Origin of the sequence: Citrifermentans bremense R1, assembly GCF_000426865.1 — a bacterium.
GTDB classification, from domain to species: Bacteria; Desulfobacterota; Desulfuromonadia; order Geobacterales; family Geobacteraceae; genus Geomonas; species Geomonas bremensis.
Genome location: NZ_AUGE01000001.1, coordinates 303,080 through 320,637 on the forward strand (window position 1 = coordinate 303,080; position 17,558 = coordinate 320,637).

General features: G+C 64.4%; 16 protein-coding genes. 3 read left to right on the forward strand and 13 right to left on the reverse strand.

The window, feature by feature from the left end:
* Positions 1-23: 23 nt before the first annotated feature.
* The 3 genes from K419_RS0101380 to K419_RS0101390 all read left to right on the forward strand — a co-directional run bounded on the left by K419_RS0101380 (position 24) and on the right by K419_RS0101390 (position 4,324).
* Positions 24-1,583 (forward strand): benzoate-CoA ligase family protein, encoded by a 1,560-nt coding sequence (locus K419_RS0101380; RefSeq protein WP_026839987.1) that lies wholly within the window; start codon positions 24-26, stop codon positions 1,581-1,583.
* A gap of 44 nt (positions 1,584-1,627) precedes the next feature.
* Positions 1,628-2,953: a DcaP family trimeric outer membrane transporter gene (locus K419_RS0101385; protein WP_026839988.1), complete on the forward strand. Its 1,326-nt coding sequence runs from the start codon at positions 1,628-1,630 to the stop codon at positions 2,951-2,953.
* Positions 2,954-3,037: 84 nt separating this feature from the next.
* On the forward strand, positions 3,038-4,324 hold the full coding sequence (locus tag K419_RS0101390; RefSeq protein ID WP_026839989.1) for a hypothetical protein: 1,287 nt from the start codon (positions 3,038-3,040) through the stop codon (positions 4,322-4,324).
* Between the two features lie 83 nt (positions 4,325-4,407).
* Here K419_RS0101390 and K419_RS0101395 read toward each other — a convergent pair whose 3' ends face one another.
* From K419_RS0101395 to K419_RS0101455, 13 genes are all read right to left on the reverse strand, one after another.
* A complete protein-coding gene (locus K419_RS0101395) occupies positions 4,408-5,742 on the reverse strand; it encodes a sigma-54-dependent transcriptional regulator (RefSeq protein WP_026839990.1) in 1,335 nt (444 codons plus the stop codon).
* Complete coding sequence (locus tag K419_RS0101400; RefSeq protein WP_026839991.1) at positions 5,739-7,550, reverse strand: sensor histidine kinase; 1,812 nt, start codon at positions 7,548-7,550, stop codon at positions 5,739-5,741. Before K419_RS0101400 ends, K419_RS0101395 begins: the two co-directional genes overlap by 4 nt.
* A 247-nt stretch (positions 7,551-7,797) precedes the next feature.
* Entirely contained in the window at positions 7,798-8,535 is a 738-nt protein-coding gene (locus tag K419_RS0101405; RefSeq protein ID WP_026839992.1) for a sulfite exporter TauE/SafE family protein, read from the reverse strand.
* Positions 8,532-9,185, reverse strand: a complete 654-nt coding sequence (gene mocA / locus K419_RS0101410; protein WP_026839993.1) for a molybdenum cofactor cytidylyltransferase — start codon at positions 9,183-9,185, stop codon at positions 8,532-8,534. The genes K419_RS0101405 and mocA overlap by 4 nt, the downstream gene beginning before the upstream one ends.
* Entirely contained in the window at positions 9,182-9,997 is an 816-nt protein-coding gene (yqeC, locus tag K419_RS0101415) for a selenium cofactor biosynthesis protein YqeC (protein WP_026839994.1), read from the reverse strand. Before yqeC ends, mocA begins: the two co-directional genes overlap by 4 nt.
* Before the next feature lie 253 nt (positions 9,998-10,250).
* Positions 10,251-11,078: a selenium-dependent molybdenum cofactor biosynthesis protein YqeB gene (yqeB, locus tag K419_RS0101420; protein WP_051292819.1), complete on the reverse strand. Its 828-nt coding sequence runs from the start codon at positions 11,076-11,078 to the stop codon at positions 10,251-10,253.
* The gene (locus tag K419_RS0101425; RefSeq protein WP_026839996.1) at positions 11,065-11,826 is read right to left on the reverse strand and encodes an XdhC family protein; all 762 of its coding nucleotides are present in this window, start codon (positions 11,824-11,826) and stop codon (positions 11,065-11,067) included. The genes yqeB and K419_RS0101425 overlap by 14 nt, the downstream gene beginning before the upstream one ends.
* A gap of 13 nt (positions 11,827-11,839) precedes the next feature.
* Positions 11,840-14,239 carry a 4-hydroxybenzoyl-CoA reductase subunit alpha gene (gene hcrA / locus K419_RS0101430; RefSeq protein ID WP_026839997.1) on the reverse strand — a complete coding sequence of 800 codons (2,400 nt, stop codon included), beginning with the start codon at positions 14,237-14,239 and terminating at the stop codon, positions 11,840-11,842.
* Positions 14,240-14,249: 10 nt separating this feature from the next.
* Positions 14,250-14,765: a (2Fe-2S)-binding protein gene (locus K419_RS0101435; RefSeq protein ID WP_035496740.1), complete on the reverse strand. Its 516-nt coding sequence runs from the start codon at positions 14,763-14,765 to the stop codon at positions 14,250-14,252.
* 14 nt (positions 14,766-14,779) lie between these two features.
* A complete protein-coding gene (locus K419_RS0101440; protein ID WP_026839999.1) occupies positions 14,780-15,646 on the reverse strand; it encodes an FAD binding domain-containing protein in 867 nt (288 codons plus the stop codon).
* Positions 15,647-15,870: 224 nt separating this feature from the next.
* The gene (locus tag K419_RS0101445; protein ID WP_026840000.1) at positions 15,871-16,293 is read right to left on the reverse strand and encodes a MarR family winged helix-turn-helix transcriptional regulator; all 423 of its coding nucleotides are present in this window, start codon (positions 16,291-16,293) and stop codon (positions 15,871-15,873) included.
* The gene (locus tag K419_RS0101450; protein ID WP_026840001.1) at positions 16,286-16,483 is read right to left on the reverse strand and encodes a twin-arginine translocase TatA/TatE family subunit; all 198 of its coding nucleotides are present in this window, start codon (positions 16,481-16,483) and stop codon (positions 16,286-16,288) included. The genes K419_RS0101445 and K419_RS0101450 overlap by 8 nt, the downstream gene beginning before the upstream one ends.
* A gap of 30 nt (positions 16,484-16,513) precedes the next feature.
* Complete coding sequence (locus tag K419_RS0101455; RefSeq protein ID WP_026840002.1) at positions 16,514-17,410, reverse strand: bifunctional enoyl-CoA hydratase/phosphate acetyltransferase; 897 nt, start codon at positions 17,408-17,410, stop codon at positions 16,514-16,516.
* Between the last annotated feature and the right edge of the window lie 148 nt (positions 17,411-17,558).

A 17,558-nucleotide genomic window follows, 5' to 3' on the forward strand; every position in this document is an offset into this window, starting at 1 on the left:
CAGCCATAACAAGGAGGTTTCCCATGCCCTACAACCTGAATCTGCCCGAGACATTCAACGCCGCGGATTTCTTTGTGGACCGCAACATCCGCGAGGGGCGCGGCGAAAAGATCGCCGTCTTCTGCGAGGAGCGCTCCTTAACCTACAGCCAGATGCAGTCTGGGATGAACCGCATAGGGAACCTGCTCAAAGGGCTGGAGGTCCGGATGGAGGAGCGGGTAGCGCTCCTTTTGCACGACACAGAGGTGTACCCGCAGGCGTTCTTCGGCGCCATCAAGATCGGCGCGGTCCCGGTCTGCCTCAACACCATGAACCGCTCCCAGGACTTCCAGTTCTACCTGAACGATTCGCGCGCCCGGGTCTTGGTGGTCGAGTGGCCGCTCTTGGAGCAGATCATCCCCATCAGCGAGAACCTGCAGTTTCTAAAGCACATCGTGGTCGCCAACGGCCCCGCCGCCGGGAGCTGCCTGAGCCTCGCGGAGCTTATGGCAGCCCAAAGCGACCAGCTGGAGACCGCCCCCACCTGCCGCGACGACGCCTGCTTCTGGCTCTACAGCTCCGGCTCCACCGGCTCCCCCAAGGGGACCGTGCACCTGCAGCACGACATGGTGTACGCGGCGAAGACCTACGGGCAGAAGGTGCTCGACATCAAAGAGGACGACGTCTTCTTCTCGGCGGCGAAACTCTTCTTCGCCTACGGCCTCGGCAACGGGATCTACTTCCCCTTCTGCGTGGGCGCAACCGCCGTCTACCTCCCTTCGCGGCCGACCCCGGCGGACGTCTACGCCACGGTGCGCCGCCACCGCCCCACCCTCTTCTTCGGCGTGCCGACCCTCTACGGGCAGATGCTTGAAGAAGAAGGCGCCATGGGCGGAGTGCGACTCTGCGTCTCGGCCGGGGAAGCGCTTCCCCCCGCCTACCTGCACCGCTTCAAGGCGCGTTTCCAGCTGGACATCCTCGACGGCATCGGCTCCACGGAGATGGCGCACATCTTCATCTCCAACAGGCCGGGCGAAATCGCCCCCGGCAGTTCGGGAAAGGTGGTGCCGGGGTACGAGGCGCGCATCGTCGGCGAGGACATGCACGACCTCCCCGCCGGAGAGATCGGCACGCTGCTGGTCAAGGGGGACAGCGCCGCCGCCTTCTACTGGAACAAGCACGGCAAGAGCACCGAGACCATGATGGGGCAGTGGCTCAACACCGGCGACAAGTACGTCTGCGACGAGAAGGGCTTTTTCCACTGCGCCGGCCGCTCCGACGACATGCTGAAGGTGGGGGGCATCTGGGTCTCCCCCAACGAGGTCGAGGCCTGCCTGATCGAGCATCCCGCCGTACTGGAATGCGCGGTCATCGGGGCGCCCGACGAGGACAACCTGATCAAGCCGATGGCGTTCGTGGTACTGAACCAACCCCAACCCACGGAGTCCATGGAGGAGGAGCTGAAGCAATACGTGAAAAAATCCCTGGCGCTCTACAAGTACCCCCGCTGGATAAAGTTCATGGACGAGCTGCCCAAGACCGCCACCGGCAAGATCAAACGCTTCGAGCTGCGCAACATGCTTGTGCAGCAGCAGGCCGCCTGATTCCGGCTCCCACCCACTGCATTGCAATAAAAAGGAGGGTTTCAATGCTCAAAAAGGTATCTCTCATTCTCGCCGCCTCGCTGCTCGCAACCACCGCGTCGGCCCAGGAAGTCGCCCCCAACGCTCCCGAACCCTACAACTGCGACTTTGACCCGGCGTGCGAAGTGGCCCCTGGCCTCTACGGGAAGATGTCCTCGCCGGTCACCAGCAAGTTCAAGCTCTCCCTGGGCGGTTTCGTCAAGCTGGACTACGTCTACAACTCGGTGAACCTCGGCAGTAACGGCGCCCTCGCGACCCTGCAGCCGAACGGCATTCCCAAGAAAGGGTCTGTTGCGGACCAGCAGGACCAGTCTATCTTCACCGCGCGCCAGTCGCGCCTGTGGTTCAAGGTCGCCGGCCCCACCTTCAAGGGGGCTAAGACCGGCGCGGTGATCGAGACCGACTTTTACGGCTCCGGCGGCAGCAACGAGTCCGCCAACATGAGGATGCGCCATGCCTACGGCACCATGGACTGGGAGAACACACAACTCCTCTTCGGCCAGTACTGGGACAACTTCGGGATGGCCAACTCCTCGACGCTCGACTTCGGCCTGGGCGCCACGGCCGGGAATCCGCAACAGCCGCGCGTGGCCCAGATAAGGGTCACCCAGAAGGTGCCGCTGACAAAAGACGAGACCATGAAACTGAGCCTCTCGCTCCAGAACCCGGTTCAGGACACGAACCAGCAGAACGGCTCGGCCACCGACACCTGGGGGAGCGCGGTCAATGTCGCCGGGCAGGCGGTGCTGGTATCCAAGGCGCTGGGTGTCGCCCCCGGTTTGTGGGGACTGTCCATGAACTCGCTGCAGGCCGGCTTCTTCGGCCTGTACGGTACCGAAAGCGCGGGGCCGACCGGCAAGGAGCTCGCTTCCTGGGGCTACGGTTTCTACACCTTCGTTCCCGTCCTCGCCTCCAAGGACGGCAAGAGCCGCGCCATGACGGCGAGCTTCGAGGGGCAGGCCTATCAGGCCAGCAACATGTCCTTCAACTACGCGACCGCCACCTCCCTCGTCGGGCCGAGCAACGACCGGACCGGCGCCAAGGGGTACGGCCTCTTCGCCCAGGGGATGTTCTACCCGACCCAGAATCTGGGGCTCACCGCAGGCTACGGCAAGAGAGCCGCGTACGACCAGGCGAGCTACGCCGGGGTAGCGAATTACCAGCAGTCGAGCTCGCAGGTGTTCGCCAACGTAAGCTACGACATCAACGCCGCCATAAGACTCGCGGCCGAGTACCAGAAGCTTGAGACCAAGTACGGCAACAACACCCCCGGCAGCTCCGACCAGGGCGCGGCGGACGTGTACCGGTTCTCGGCTTTCTACTTCTTCTAGAAAAGTCCCCTCCCCCTCCGGGGGGAGGAGAGCTGGGAGAAGAAAATTTCTTATCCCCTTCATCCGAATAATAGGAGGTTCAACATGGAGCAGGAGACCACCAAGAGGTTGTTCAAAGGGCAGCTGGCTACCGGCTGCGCAGCCCTGGCTCTCAGTTTTGCCGTCGCCGCCGTCATCTGGCCCGCCTGGTCGCTGACCGTCAAGTCCCTCTATACGGCCCTGGCAGGCCCGGGTCTCGCCGCGGCGGATCCAAAATCCGCGGGCAACCTCGTCGGCGCGGTTGCCCGCGGGACCTTCTTCTGGATGGTCATCAACACATGGATCTGGTTCACCATCGTCCTTGGCAACTACGGCAAGACCGCCCTCACCACGAAGCAGCCCTGGGCCGGCATCTACTACACCCTGGTCGCCTGGTGCGTCGGCGCAGCCGCCTTCCTGGCACTCATCAGCTTCCTGGGGATCTGGTGGCGCCCCTTCAGCCTCGCCATCATGTTCACCCCGCAGTCCCTCGAGGAGGTGCATCTCGCCTTCGAGGCGTGGGAGGCGTCCAACTTCTATGCGCTCGCCGTGATCATCGCCCAGATACCCATGGTTTCGCTGCTGCAGAAATGGCCCTTCGCCGGCAAGGCCGAGAAGCCTGTGGACGGCTTCGGAGCGCTGGCCATGGGGACCGCGGTGACCTGGATCGTCTGGATGGCGCTGATCGTTCCCAGCTTCATGAAGCTTGCTATCGGCGAGCACCAGATCGTCACCGCACCCTTCGGCAGCTGGCCCGCCTTTGCAGCCTTCTGCCAGGCCTTCGTGATCTTCGCCATCATGCCGGTCGAAGGGGCCGAGCTGTACCCGATGCGGCTCTTCGCCAAGAAGCAACCGTTCATGGGGCTGATAGGTTTCGCCATCGCCCTTGCCGCCGGCTCTATCATGCCTGCCGCGATCAAGGCCGTCGTGGCCCCGCTCAACCTGCTGCCGGGTGCGCCCCTGGACGTGGTGGCGGCGGCGCTTGAGCTCTCGGTGATCGTCTTCATGCTGGCCTGGCATCACCTGTTCGACGATTACCCGAACGCGGCGCTGGTACCGAACACCGCCGCCAGGGTCTGCAGCCGCATCGCCATCTGGTTCGGCGGCGGCACCATCTACGGCGTTATCTGGATCAAGACCTTCAAGCTGATCCCCTACGGCGCCAACGACCTGGGGCTGGGGGTCCCGCCGCTGGGGGTTCTGGCCGGGCAGTTCGCGCTTTTGATGACGCTTCTTTTCCTGAACACCTTCTTCGACAAGTGGCCGCTCGTGCGCAAGGTGAGGGAGCCGGCGACCGCCGAGGCGGCGGCTCCCGCCGGCGCCTCACCTGGGCTTGAGGCGATGGCGAAGTAGCAATAGACTGAAAAGGTCCCCCCTCCAGTCGAGGGAGTGGAAACCAGGGGGACTGGCTCCGCAAGGTGCCTGTCCCCCTTCGTTTACTCCAGCCCGTACTCCTTGAGCCTCCTATCCAGCGTCGGCCGAGAGATGCCTAGAATCTCGGCGGCCCTCTTCTTCTCGTACCCCGTATAGATCAGCACGTTCTCGATATGCTCGCGCTCGACCTCGTGCAACGGCCTGATCGTCAGCGCCAGCCGCTCCTGCTCCTTCTCTCCTTCCAGGTGCAGGGATTCCGGAAGCAGGATGTTGCCGTGGGAGAGGAGCACGGCGCGCCGGATGGTGTTCTCCAGCTCGCGCACGTTCCCCGGCCAGGAGTGCTCCTGGAGCATGGTCAGCGTTTCCTGGGTGACGAGCTCCACGCTCTTGCCGGTCTCCTCGCGCATCTTCCCCAGGAAGAACTTGACCAGGAGCAGGATGTCGTCCCTGCGCTCGCGCAAAGGCGGAAGGAAAAGGGTCACCACGTTCAGGCGGTAATAGAGGTCCTTGCGGAACTCCCCCGCATTGGCGAGCGCGGAGAGTTCCTTGTTGCTCGCGGCGATGACCCGCACGTCCGCCTTCAGGGTTTCCACTCCCCCCACTCGTTCGAATTCCCTCTCCTGGAGAAAGCGCAGAAGCTTCACCTGGATCTCCGGGCTCGTCTCCGAGATCTCGTCGAGAAAGAGCGTCCCCCCCTGCGCCAGTTCGAACTTCCCCGGCTTGGTCCGGTGGGCTCCGGTGAAGGCGCCACGCTCGTGTCCGAAAAGCTCGCTCTCCAGAAGCGACGGCGCGAGCGAGGCGCAGGCAACCGCGATGAAGGGGCGGTTTCTGAAAGAGCTGTTGAAATGAAGCGCTCGCGCCACCATCTCCTTCCCCGTCCCGCTCTCCCCCTGGATCAGCACGGTGGCACGCGAGTCTGCCACGGCGCCGATGGTCTTGTAGACCTCCTTCATGCTGCGCGAGCGGCCGACCATGATGTTCTGCTCGAAAGGGGGATCAGCCGAGTCGCAGAAGGTGACCCCCTTGCGTGCCAGGGCGCTCATGTCGAAGATCTTGGCGATGACCTGGTCCAGGTGATCGAGGTCGACCGGCTTACCCAAATGATCGATGGCGCCCAGGCGTATCGCCTCGATGGCGGTCTGCATGTCGTCGTACGCCGTGATCATCACGACGGGAAGCTCGGGCCGGCGCTCCTTTACCTGCCCCAGCACCTCGAAACCGTCCATCCCCGAGAGCCTGAGATCGAGGAGCATCAGGTCGATTTCCTTCTCCAGCGCAACCTCGACCGCATTGGGACCGTTCGCGGCCGTCACCACCGAATAACCCTCTTCGGTCAGGTGCAGCTCCAGCGTGCGCCGGATAGCGATGTCGTCGTCAGCTATCAAAATGGTGTTCACGGTGTTTTTTCTCCAGTACCTGAAGGCCCCGCGAGGGGGAGTGTGACGGTAAAGGTGGCGCCGGTGCCGGTCCCTCCCGTAACGGAAACGGACCCGCCATGGGAAAGGACGATGGTCTGCAGGATGGACAACCCGAGCCCTCCCCCGGAGACCTTGGTCGTATAAAAGGGATCGAAAAGCTGCTCGCACTTGTCCGGGGCGATTCCCCTACCGGAATCGCTCACAAGTATGTAGGCCTGGCTCTCTTTGCGGTAGGCGATGACCTTGAGGGTCCTGTCACCGGCGACCCCATCCATCGCCTCCATCGCGTTCAGCACCAGGTTCAAGAGCACCTGGTGGATTTGCTCGGGGTCGCAGACAAGCTCAAGAGGCGACTCGATATCGGTGGTGGGGGTAACGCCGTACTGGGCCAGTCGCTGGTCGACCAGTTGCAGCAGGCGCCGCACGATTTCGGCCAGGTCGACCGTCTGCAGCCGCAGGGGGCGTGGGCGCGCGAAATCCAGAACGTCTTTCAACAGGCGGTTCAGGCGCTGGATTTCCCCGTCGGCAATGGAGAAGTTCTCGCAGAGGACCCCGGTGGGCTCGATCTTCTTGCGGATCATCTGCATGTTCATCTGGATGGCGGAAAGGGGGTTGCGGATCTCGTGGGCGAGCCCGAGCGCCAGATGCCCGACGGCGGCCACCTTCTTGGCGACCAGCAGTTCGTCGAAGGTCGCCTCCAGGCGCGAATGGGCCTCGCTCAAGGCGCGGGTGTGCAGGCCGACCTGTGCGGTAAGCGTGCGGTTCCAGTGATAAAGCAGCGCGATGAGGAATGCCGCCCCTCCGATTATGGTGACGAGGAGCGTGGTGGAAATGGCCTCCTGCCGCTGCAGGAACGAGGAAAGGAGCGCTTCCACCTCCCTTTCCGGCGTGGTCACCCCCACGGTCCAGAGCCGGTTTTCCAGGCGCACCGGGTGGTAACTGACCAGCTTTCTGACCTTCAGGCGCGGGTCGGCCGGATCCTCGAACTCGTACCAGCCGCTGCCGGGTTTGCCGTCCTCAGCCGAAAGGAGCAGCTCGTAAAGGCGCGGCCATCTGCGTCGCAGCGCCTCGTCGAAGGTCTGCCCCGCGATCCTGCCGTTCGGGTCGACCAGGATGGTCCTGGTGGTGCTGTCCATGAGCCAGGCCTGGCCGTGCTTGCCGATCTTGACGGAGAGGACGTGCTTTCGGGCCAGCTTGTCGAAATCGAGCGTGCAGGCGACCACGCCGTGGAACTCGCCGCGCGGACCGTAGATCCCTCTAGCTACGATCAACTCCTTTACCCCGCGTTTCCGCCCCCCCGCCAACGGCATGAAGGGCGAGATGTACATCCGCCCCGGCTGCCGCTGATCCCGCACCCAGCGGTAGTAGTCGCGCCAGGCATAGCTGCGCCCCAAGGTGAAATTGTCGTGCGGTTCTATGGCGACGGCGACCCCCTTGCTGTCGAAGACGACCAGGTCGATGACGGGGGTACCGAGCAGCGAGCCGTAGATCTTTTCCAGATGCACCTTGAGCCGTTGCGACTGTTCGCGGTCGACCTCTTTGCCGTCGAAGAGGCCGGCGACCAGTTCGAGGTTGCGGCTGAAGGTGGCGAACATTTCGTCGAGGGAGTGCGCCGTGAGTTCGGCGACGAGGTACTGCTGGCGGTTGTACTGTTCGAAGAAGCGGGCGCGCGCCTCGGCGCGGACCTCGTTGTTGGCGCGGCGGATGGTGATGAAGGCGCAGACGGTCAGGCCTACGATAAGCAAAAGGGCAAGCGGGAGTTTGAATGTGCGGAAAAAGGCGGTCATGTAACGATCCCTTTCCTGTTTGATCCGCGAGCCGATTGCATAGCTCCTCCCCCCAGCGGGGGGAGGCCGGGAGGGGGGATGCCGCAGGGGACTGGCTCCGTCAGGTGCCTGTCCCCCTTCCCCCTGTCCCCCTGAGTTAGAGTGGCCGGGCTAATTTGGTATAGCGGTACCATATTACACCAATTTGGTCAAGCTCAATCATGCCTGCCCCTCCAGGGGCCGCGCCGCGACGATTATTTCCCGTTTTTTACACCAGCAGCATCTTGAGCCCTGCCACCGTCAGCACCAACGAGAGCGCCTTTACGACCCTGCGCACAGGGAGGAAGCTGCTCCCCAGGAAGGAACCGACGCACCCTCCCAAGAGCGCCGCCACCGCCAGAAGCGGCGCGAAACCGGGGACCAGCTGCAGGCTGCTCGCATGCCCCAGGAGCCCCGCACAGGAGTTGACCAGGATGAAGAGAGCCGCCACGCCGGAAACCTCCCGCGCCCGCCCCCAACGCAAAAGCATCAATAGCGGACTCAAGAAGATCCCCCCGCCCACCCCGGTGAGCCCGGAGAGCAGCCCCAGCACGGCGCCCAAAAGGAGCGCTGCGGTAAGCGGCGGACGGCGCAGCGAGCCCACATCCGGTTCCTTGTGGACCAGGAGCCGGCACGCCGAGGCCAAGAGGACCATCCCCACCAGGGGACGGTAAAGATGCTGCGGCAGGCTCAGGTACCCCCCCAGGAAGCTGAACGGGATCGAGGTGGCGGCGAAGGGCCAGAAGAGCCCCCAGGAGAAATGGCCGGCGCGCCGGAAGGAATAGGCGGCCACCGACGCCACCATTATGTTCAGCAGCAAGGCGGTGGGCTTGAAAACCTCCGGCACCACGCTGAAAAGCGCCAGCACAGCGATGTAACCGGAGGCGCCTCCGTGGCCGACGCAGGAGTAGAGGACGGCAACGGTCAGGATGGCACTGAAGAGAACGAGGTAGGTCTCAATATTCATGACGGGATCCTTTCTCTGCTGCTGCTGTTGATGATTGCCTGGGCGCCCGCCTCGCCGGCCGCTTCTGTTTCAAGCAGCCGGCGGTAATCGGCGGCGGTGTCTATATCAAAGTGTATGGCTGCGTCTTCTACCGGGACCTGCAACAGGCGCCCCTGATACTGCTGGAAGAGCGGCCTCGCGCCGCAGTCCGCGTCGAGCCTCTCGATGGCGGGGAAGGTCTCGCGGTCGAAGAGCACCGGGTTGCCGCGCTTACCACGGTACATGGGCATCACGATCGGCGCCGGAGAGGCTTGGTAGGAGCGGACCAAGGTGTCTATCAGCGCCGGAGTGATCAGCGGCTGATCCCCCAGGAGAAACAGGGCGGCGTCGGTTTCAGCCCCCAGGAGCCGCAGCCCGCAGCTGAGGGAGGAGCTTTGCCCCTGCCGGTATTCCGGATTCAGCGCCAGTTCCACGCTGCGACCCTGCAAAAGGGGGACCATCCGCTCCGCCTGGTGCCCCACGACCACCACGACCCGATGCAGCGACGAGGCCAACGCGCTCTCCACCACCCATTCCAGGATGCTCTTCCCCCTGAAAGGCAGGAGTTGCTTGGTTCTACCCATGCGGCGCCCTTCCCCAGCGGCGAGGATTATTCCGGCGACCCGTTTCATGGCGCCTCCAGGGGATAGTGGGCGTGCAGGGTAACACCGTTCAAGGCCTGCCCCACGAGGAGCGCTTCGGCAACGCAAGATGCCTCATTTTTCACCACCGCCGCGACTTCCGCGGCACACGCCAGGCGCTGCGGGGTGTCCGCCTTGTTCAGGAAGAGGAAACGCCGGGCGCCGGGCGGAGTGCCGGTAAAGAGGCCGCGGGGATGGACGATGAGGCGGGTCATGGCGGCAGCATCGATGGTATCGCCGATGGCCAGCCCCATGAGGGGAGCGGCTAGTTCGTGGCGGAATACCCACTCCTCGGTAAGCGGCTGCCCCAGTACCTCCAACCCGGCCACCGCCACGACCACCGTGCTGCAGGAGGGGATTACCGGTTCGTGAGGGGCGTGCGCCTTTAGCGGGCGCCGGGCCGAGCCGTCGGCCTCGACGAGGATCCAGTCGAACTGGCCGCAACGCTCGAAGAAGGCAATCGCTTCCGGCGCGAACCCGATCAGCTTCCCCGAGGGGACTGGCTCCGCAAGGTGCCTGTCCCCCTTCTCCGGGTCGCGCCGCGACACCGCGGTGACCGGTTCGTTGCCGTAGCGCAAGGAGACCCGCCACGCGATGACCTCCGGGTCCGCATCAACCAGCACCTTGCCACACTGCCTGGCAGTGGGGGGGAGGATCTTGGTAGTGGTGGTGACCAGCACCCTTTTCCCAGCCTCAGACAGAACGCGGGCCAGATGAAACATGAGGCTCGTCTTCCCCCCCGCCCCGGTGAGGCTCAACACCCCGCCCGGTGCGGAGCAGACTATCTCTTCTATCCCTTGCATGCCTACTCCTTTACCTATGCCCGTTGCTGCCAGAAACTCCCTTGCACGCAAGATATCTGGTCGAAAACAACGTGAGGCAAATCCCCCCTGCCCCCCTTCGCAAAGGGGGGAACGTTATCTCGTTCCCAAGGTCCACCTTGGGAACGCAAGGCCCGTCCGAAGCTCCAGCCTCCCAGGATGCAAAGCTGGAGCTTTGCACCGCATTGGGTCCCCAAGCTGGAGCTTGGGAACCAGGGGGAGAATGATGAGCCCGCTACCGGTTGTAGCAGCCAAGCAGCGCCTCCAGGACCGCGCCCCCCAGCGCCCTCGCCTTCTCGGAGACGGTGGCGCAGTATTCCTTCTTAGAACGCGGGTCGACGTCCCCGATCTTGAGCCCCGACTTAACCAAAGCGCCGGGCCTGATCACCCCGCGCAAGACACCGTCGATGGCCGCCCGGACCTCGACCTCGCCGACCCGCCCGACCGGCTCTCCCGCGACTACCAGATCCCCTATCGCCCGGTCGCTCTCGAAACGCCCTGCAACCGGCGCGCGCAGGACCCGCTCGCTGGTGTAGCCCGCGATGTCACCGGGGATGCCGGTATTGGGCTCCGCGGGGCCGGTTCCGATCACCCTCCCCAGGTCGTGGCCGCGGTTGGTCTCGACCACCAGGTGGCAGTCGACTCCGGCGGTAAAGCCGGGCCCCAAGCCGATCACCAGGGGTGCGTCACTAACAGAGGTCCCCAGGTTCCGCTTGGCGAGCGTCGCGTCCACGAAAAGGTCCGGCTGCAGCTGCGTAAGGCTCGCAGCCTCCGGGTCGACGAGGACCGCGATGCACCCGGCGCTCCAGATCCCCGCCACCTCCTCCACCCGGTCGACCCTCACCGCCGTCACCCCTTCCACCGTCATCTCCCCCTCGTGCACCGCCTCGCAAAAAGAGACCAGCCGGCGCACCGCGAGGGGGGATGCTGTCTCCAGCATGAGGATGCGGCGGAAGTTGGCCCGATAGAGCCGGCAGGCGATGCCGCTTGCCTGCTCCCCCGCACCGCGGATCACCACCACCCGCTCCGACAGCGGCCTCTCCTTTACGCTATTCGCGGCCATGTCTGGTAGCGAAAAGCTGGCTGGCAATGCTCACCGCGATCTCCCGCGGGGAGTTGCCGCCGTTGTCGTGCCCCACCGGGCAGCGCACCCGGGAGAGGTCGTGCCCCAGGCCATCCAGGTTCTGCTGGATCTTGGCCCACTTGGACTTGCTCCCCACCATGCCGATGAAGCGCGCCGGCTTCGGCAGCACCTCGGCCAGCACCTGCTGGTCGACCGCCCCGTTGTAGGTAAGGATGGTCGCGTAGGTCCTCTCCTCGCACCAGTTGGCCTGCCGGATGAAGTCGCTGTAGTGGACCTGGTGCCGGATCACGCCGGCGGGGAGCGCCGGCGAGTTGATCCACTCGCTTCTTTCGTCGACGAGGTGGACCCGGAACTGGGTACCGTCCAGCACCTGGCACAGCGACTGGGCGATGTGCCCCGCGCCGAAGAGGTACAGGCGCGGGTTGTCGTTCACCAGTTCCAGGTAGAGCTCCATGGTCCCGCCGCAGGCGGGGAACTCGCCCCGCTGCTCCAAGGGGACGGTGGAGGTGGCCCCCTGCATCAGCTCGAAGCACTTCCTGGCGTCCTCCAGGGCGAAGTGCTCCGGCACCCCGCCCCCGACGGTGCCGAAGAAGGTCCCGTCGGGGAGGACGATCATCTTCGCCCCCTTCTTGCCGGGGGTCGATCCCGTGTTCTTGGTCACCGTGACCAGCACCGCCAGCTGGTCGCGGCGCCTCAACTCCTCAAGTTTTCCTACCCAGTCCCACATAAGGCCTCCTTCTTCAGCTCGGGTTTGCGTAAACGGGCTCCTCACTCTCAAGGGGGACAGTCTCAAGGGGGACAGGCACCTGCGGAGCCAGTCCCCTTTGGGCGTCTTCCCGCTTGGCAATCTCCTCACGCTCGCGCTTTTCCTTCAGGGCGCGCCACACCTTCTCGTAGCTGAGCGGCAGCGAATTCACCCGCACCCCCATGGCGTCGAAGATGGCGTTGGAGAACATCCCCAAGGTCGGGTTGGTTGCCCCTTCCCCCACCTCCTTCACCCCCCAGGGACCGCTCGGCTCGTAGCTGTCCACCACTTCGGAGGTGATGGGGGGCATGTCCACGGCGGTCAAGAGACGGTAGTTGGCGAGTTCGGCGTTCTTGATCCTCCCCTTGTCGTCGAAGAGAACCTCTTCCCAGACCGCCTCCCCCATACCCATGTAGAGGGCGCCGTGCACCTGGCCGTGCAAAAGGCGCGGGTTGATCACCTTGCCGCAGTCGTGCACGTCCCAGATACCGACTACGGTGATCTCTCCGGTCTCCTCGTCGATGGCCACCTCCCCCACCTGGGCGCCGAAGCTGTATGCGGGTGAAGTGCCGACGGCCGCTCCCTTGAAGCTCCCGCCGAGTTTGGGCGGGGTGTAGGAGCCGCGCCCCAGAAGCGGTCCGCGTAGCACGAAGTGCTTCCTGGCCACCTCCTCGAAGCTGAGGCTCTTCACGTTGCGGGACTTGGAGAAGATCTGCCCGTCGTCGCACTCCAGATCGTCCGCCGGAAGCCCCAGCATGACCGAGGCCATCTCCAGGATCTGGCGCTTCACTTCCTCGCCCGCCTGCTTCACCGCGGCTCCCGACATGTAGGTCTGGCGGCTCGCGTAGGCGCCGAAGTCGAGCGGGGTGATCTCGGTGTCGGCGGCGACGATCTTCATCTGCTCGTAGCGGTAACCCATCGCCTCGGCCGCCATCTGGCAGAGCACCGTGTCCGACCCCTGCCCTATGTCCACCGAGCCGGTGTAGAGGGTGGCGGCGGTGCCGTCCTCGCAGACCTTGATGAAGGCGGCGGCGTGCGGCAGGTCGGTGCGGTAGATGGGGTACCCCGCGCCGGTGACGAAGCTCCCGGTGGCGACGCCGATCCCCCTCCCCAGCGGGAGGTTTTTCTTCTTCTCGTCCCAGTCCGACATCACCCGCACCCGCTCCAGGCACTCCTTGATCTTGCAGGAGTTGACCCGGAAGTCGTTGGGGGTGACCGTGTTCGGGCGCCGGGCGTTGATGATCCTGATGTCCATCGGGTCGATCCCCAGATCCGCCGCCACGTTATCCAGGTGGCTCTCGAAGGCGTACTTGGGCTGCGGCGCCCCATGGCCGCGCTGGGCGCCGCAGGCGGGGAGGTTGGTGTAGACCCGGAACATGTCGAACTGGTAGTTGTCGAACTCGTAGGTGAGCGGCAGGAGCGCCCCGGCGTAGTAGGCGCTGGCGATGCCGAGGCTAGTGTAGGCGCCGCCGTCCATGAGGAAGTTGGCCTTTGCCGCGAGGATCTTGCCGTTTTTGTCCACGCCGGTGGTGATCTCCATGTACTGGGCGTGCCGGCCGCGGTTGTGGGCGAACATCTCGGCGCGGTCGTAGAAGGTCCGCACCGGCCGGCCGGTCAGCTTCGCCAGCACGGCGCCTGCGAACTCGAGCCCCGTCGGCTCCAGCTTGCCGCCGAAACCGCCGCCTAAGTAGGGCTTGATGATGCGCACATCCCCCATGGGCATGTCGAACTCGCGGGCGATGTAGTGCTGAAAGTAGTGCGGCGACTGGGTGCTGGAGTAGATGGTGAGCTTCTCGGCGTCCCACATGGAGATGGCGGAGTGCGGCTCGATGGGGGACTGGTAGGTCCTCTGCCCCACGAAGGTGTCCGTGCGCACGTGGTGCGCCTCGGCGAGCGCCTTCTCCACGTCCCCGAACTCCTGGTGGATCTCGGTGTTGATGTTCCGCGCGTACTCCTCGTGCACCTGCGGCTGCCCCTCGTCCATGGCGTGCAGGAAGTCGAGCGCGGCGGGGAGCACCTCGTACTCCACCTTGATCAGCTTAAGCGCCTTGTAGCAGGTGTCCTCGTCCAGGCAGGCGACGGCCGCCACCTTGTCCCCCACGAAGCGGACCTTGTCGCTGCAGAAGATGCTCTCGTCCCAGCGGGCCGGGCTCAGGCCGTACTTCAAGGTCGGCACGTCCTTGTGGGTGATCACCGCCTTCACCCCGGGAAGACGCTCCGCCTCGGAGGTGTCGATGGAGAGGATCCGGGCGTGGGCGTGGGGGCTCGTCAGGATCTTGCCGTAAAGCATGTTGGGGAACTTCAGGTCCCCGGTGTACTTGGCCGCCCCGGTAACCTTTTCCGGCCCGTCGATGCGGGGAACGCTGCGGCCTATTACGCTGTGGTTGTCGCTCATCTCTTTCTCCTTAGTGGTCGTCCGGCGTTACCCGCCCCTGGGCGGTGGCCAAGACGGCCTCCACGATGTGAACGTACCCGGTGCAGCGGCAGAGGTTGCCGCTGATCGCCTCGCGCACCTCCTGCTCGTTGGGGTGCGGGTTCCTGGTCAAAAGCGCCTTCGCCGAGAGTACCATCCCCGGGGTGCAGTAGCCGCACTGCACGGCGGCGTGGTTGATCATCGACTGCTGGATCGCGTCGAGCCTGCCGTTTTCCATCACCCCCTCGATGGTGGTGATCTGGCGCCCATCCGCCTCGACCGCCAGCACCAGACAGGAGTCGACCGGTTTGCCGTCCAAAAGGACGGTGCAGGAGCCGCAGTCCCCCAGCTCGCACCCCTTCTTGGTGCCGGTGAGGTCGAGCTGGTCGCGCAGCACGTTGGTCAATATCGCGTTTCCCTTCACCAGAATGGTGTGGGCGTCGCCGTTGACGTTGAGGGTGATCAGGTAGCGCTTCACCCCGTCCTTGTCGGTAATTGCCTGAGCCATTTATCCCCTCCTTTCTAGGCGTGACCTTCGTCTATCGCCTTTTTGAGCGCACGTTTCGTCAACACACCGACCAGGTTCTTTCTGTACTCGGCGCTGCCGCGGATGCTGTCCCTCGGGCGACTCGCCTGCGCCGCGAACTGCCCCGCCTCCGCCAGGAGCTCGTCGTCGATCCTGCGCCCGATAAGGCTTCTTTCGGCGTCGGCCACTCGCAGCACGGTTGGGGCGGCGGAGGCGAGCACGATGCGGACCGCGTGCAGGGTGTCTCCGGAGACCTGCACCGATACGGCGGCCGCGGCGACCGCGAGAGCGCCGGAGCGGCGCAGGCCGAACTTCAGGTAGGTGCTCCCCGTGGTCTGTTGGTCAGGAATCGAGATCTCGGTGAGAATCTCCCCCGGTTCCATGCGGGTCTGCGCCGACCCCCAGAAGAAATCCTCCAGCGGCATGGTCCGCTCACCCTTCGCGCTCGTGAGGCGGATCGAGGCGTCGAGGGCGATCAGGATCGGGGGGAGGTCCGCCGAGGGGACCCCGTTCACGATGTTCCCCCCCACCGTCCCCAGGTTGCAGATCTGGTTCGAGGCCATGGTGTGGGCGGCCATGGGAAGCGACAGGTAGCGCCTTTGCAAGAGCTGCGAGGTGTAGATCTGGTTGTGGCTCGCCAGGGCGCCGATCACCACGCGGCCCGGTTCCTCCCGGATCTCGCGCAGCTCGTCCAGGTTCTTCAGCGACACCAGGTGCTCCGGGGCGAGCTTTCCCACCTTCATCTTGTGTAGGACGTCGGTCCCCCCGGCGAGCACGGTCGCGCGGTCCCCCAGCTCCGCCAGGATGGCGCAGGCCTCCGCGACGGTATTCGGGGCGTGATACTCGAAATCGGGCACGTACATGGTTGGTCTCCTTGATGTTATTTTCTATATCTCTCCCTCTCCCACTGTGAGAGGGGTATTCGATCTCCCCCCTTTGCGAAGGGGGGTCGGGGGGGATTTGCTCTCCGGCGCATCAGTTTAAAATCCCCCTAAATCCCCCTTCGCAAAGGGGGACTTCACGTCTTACTACTCGATACCAATAATCTCTTGCATGCGAGGTATGCCGGCAAAAAGGGGGAAGCGGCTCACCCCTTGATGCAGCGCAGGAAACGCTTGCAAAGAAGCTTCTCCTCCAGCGAGAAATCGTGCAGCAGCTCGTCGTTGGTGCGGTGCACCGCGGCGCGCAACTGCGGGATCACGCCCCGTGCCTTCGGGGTCAGATAGACCCGCGCCACCCGCCCATCCGCCGGGTCGCTCTCCCGCAGCACCCATCCCGCGGTCACCAGCCGGTCCAAGATCCCCGCCAGAGTGGCGGTGTCCAGCGCGATGCGGCGCCCGATCTCTCCGACGCTCACCCCATCCTCCCCCCAGAGTGACTCCATGAAGAGGCACTGCATCGGGGTGATCCCGATGGTCTGGAGGTGCCCCTTGAGCACCCCCTGGGTCCGCTGGTGCGCCTTGGCGACCAGGAAGACGATGTTCTCGTGGAACGGGAGATGGTCAGACACGGCTATTTCCCTCCCTGCCGTCCGCCTGGGCGGCGTTCATCACCCCGGGCTCTTTTCCTTGCGCGCCCTTCCTGAAGCTCTTCAGGGCGCCCCCCAGTGCACCACCTAGCTGCGGCAGCTTGGCCGGACCCACGACTATCAGCAGGATGACCAGCAATATCAGCAGTTCCGGTACTCCGAATCCGAACATGGTAACTCTCCTCCCCCGGCGCCCGAGGCATCAGGAAACGTAGGTGGCGATGGCTATCGAATAAAGCTTGGTGTCGGTGGTGTCGGCCCGGGAGGTCATCACGATGGGGACCTTCGCTCCCACCACCGCGGCGGCCACCTTCTTCTGCGAGAGGTAGGTGAGCCCCTTGTGGATGGCGTTTCCCACCTGGAGGTTCGGGACCAGCACGATGTCGGCCTGGCCGGCCACCGGGCCGCCGATCTTCTTCTGCTTGGCCGCGGCGACCGAGATGGCGTTGTCGAGGGCGAAGGGTCCGTCCACCAGGGCGTTGCCGATCTGGCCGCGCTCCGCCATCTTGCTCAATACCGCGGCGTCCATGGTGTCCGGCATGGCCGGGTTCACCACCTCCACCGCGGAGAGCACCGCCACCTTGGGCTGCGCGTAGCCGAGGCTCATGGCGAGCCCCACCGCGTTCTCGATCAGCTGCTTCTTCTCCTCCAAGGTCGGCGTGATGTTCATGGCGCAGTCGGTGAACATGAGGAGCCCATCCCCTTCCGGCTTCTCGGTCACCGTGATCTGGCTGATCAGGTTGCCCCCCCGAAGCCCCTTCTCCTTGTCCAAGAGGGCCTTCAAAAAGAGCGCGGTCTGCAGCTCCCCCTTCATCACCAGGTGCGCCTGCCCCTGCACCACGAGGCTCACCGCCTTTTCCGCCGCCTCCTTGTGGCTTGGGCAGTTGTGGATCTCGAACTCGGAGGGGTCCAGCCCCTCGTGGCGCAGCAGCTCCTCGATGGCCTTTGCATCGCCGGTCAGAATGAAGCGGGCGATACCCTTCTGCACCGCCTGCTTCACCAGCTTGATGATCGCCTCGTCCTCGGCCACCGCGACGGCGATCGACTTGACCTCCTTCTCCTTCACCGCCGCGTAGAGGTCCTCCAGGCATCTGATCATGGTCTTTCTCCTTTAAAGTCCCCTTTGCGAAGGGAGATTTAGGGGGATTTGCTTTTGGTTGGGGAGAAGCAAATCCCCCCTGTCCCCCCTTCGCAAAGGGGGGAACGCGAGGTCTCGTGCAGCGCTTCGTGGACAACTCCATTTGGAG